Origin of the sequence: Sulfurovum sp. bin170, from assembly GCF_010892395.1 — a bacterium.
In the GTDB taxonomy this organism is placed as follows: domain Bacteria; phylum Campylobacterota; class Campylobacteria; order Campylobacterales; family Sulfurovaceae; genus UBA1140.
On record NZ_JAACKB010000399.1, the window covers coordinates 1 to 1,790 of the forward strand.

General features: G+C 33.7%; 2 protein-coding genes. Both read left to right on the forward strand.

Translation table 11 applies throughout. From position 1 onward, the window contains the following. On the forward strand, positions 1-1,058 hold a 1,058-nt coding region (locus GSY74_RS09440; RefSeq protein ID WP_164664853.1), incomplete at its 5' end, for a DegT/DnrJ/EryC1/StrS aminotransferase family protein. Between the two features lie 92 nt (positions 1,059-1,150). Continuing rightward, positions 1,151-1,790, forward strand: a 640-nt coding sequence (lpxK, locus tag GSY74_RS09445) for a tetraacyldisaccharide 4'-kinase (RefSeq protein WP_164664854.1), incomplete at its 3' end; no start/stop codon positions are given.

Genomic DNA, 1,790 nt, shown 5'->3' on the forward strand with positions numbered 1-1,790 from the left:
CTGATAATACAAAAGTTAAGAAACTAGAAGATTCATTCAAAGAGTTTATAGGTTGTAAACATGCGATTGCAACTAATAGTGGAACAGCAGCACTTCATTTAGCTATGTGTGCTTTGGATTTTAAGAGAGGTGATAAAGTTATCTGTAGTATCAATGTTTTCCCTTCAGTACCTGAAGCAGTTAGACATTTTGATGCAGAGCCAATTTTTGTTGATATAGAGAGCAAAAATTATAATTTGGATATCAATAAGCTAGAGAAGGCTTTAGAGAAGAATCAAAGTAAAAAACTTAAAGCCATAATAGTAAACCATATGGCTGGTAAAATTGCTGATTTGGACAGGATATATGAGTTGGCAAAAAAATACAAAGTTAAAGTTATAGAAGATGCAAGTAACGCTATGGGAGCAAGATATAATGGCTCTTATATCGGGAACTCTGGGGCTGATATAACCGTATTCTCTTTTGCTCCACACCTATGTAACTCTATCACCAATGGGGGTATGATAGCTACTGATGATGAGAAGATTCACAGAAGAGCTGAACTTCTATCCTTTCATGGTATTGAGAAGAAATCGTGCGATCAGTTTGGTAATGTAAACTATATCTATGATGTTGTTGATATTGGTTGGAAATATGATATTTCTCAACTTGATGCCGCCTATTGTCTTGCCGATTTAGAAAATCTAAAAGAGAGTATCAAACGAAGAAAAGAGATAGCTCGAAAATACTCTACTATACTTGCTAATCTTAAGCATGTAAAACTACCTGAAAACTCTAATGATGATATCTCTTCTCAATATATAGTAGAGATTGATAAGAATCGTGACCATTTTGTCAATGAATTAAAAAAAGAGAAGGTAAAAGTAGGTGTTCACTATATGCCGTTGCATTTAACAGATTACTATAAAACTAAGTACTCTATGAAGGTGTTTGATTACTCTGTGGCACTTGGTGCTTTTCAGCGTGTTATGTCTCTGCCAATATATCCATCTCTGAGCGATGAAGAGGCTGATAAAGTTTGTGATGCTGTTAAAAAAGTTGCTAATGCACATATTTAATGTTTACTGGACTTCTTGCAAAATTAGGAATCGATGGCTTTAGCCTCGTAATATTCGGGACTAAAGTCTCCGATTCCAAGGAGTTTTGCAAGATGTTTAACATATCAATAGTCTCTTTTTTTGAGAGACTCTTTTTTAAACCCAATATTTTAGATTGGGTTCTTATCTCTCTATTATCTCCTATATCTATACTATTTGGTCTGTTTATGTTATTAAGAAGAGTCTTATCTATACAAAAAAATTATGCAATACCTATTGTTAGTATTGGTAATCTTACTGTTGGAGGGTCTGGAAAGACCCCTTTTGTTATTCATTTGGCTTCCAAGTATAGTGATGCTTCTGTTATATCTCGTGGATATGGGAGAGAGAGTAGGGGATTGATAGAGGTAAGCAGTAGAGGAAAGATATTGACAGATGTATTTAAAAGTGGAGATGAACCGATGCTTATGGCAAAATCTCTACCAAATGCCTCTGTAATTGTTAGTGAAGATAGGGAGATGGCTATAAATCTAGCAATAGAGCAGGGAGCTAAAGTTATTTTTTTAGATGATGGATTTAATAGAGTTAATATTAAAAAGTTTGATATTTTGCTTTTTCCTCAAACTATTAAAAATTTTATGCCATTTCCTGTTGGACCTTTTCGAGAATTCATCTTTACAAAACTCTTTGCTGATTTGAATATTATTGAAAATAGTGATTTCAAACGAGTAGTGACTATCCAAAATCCTACAG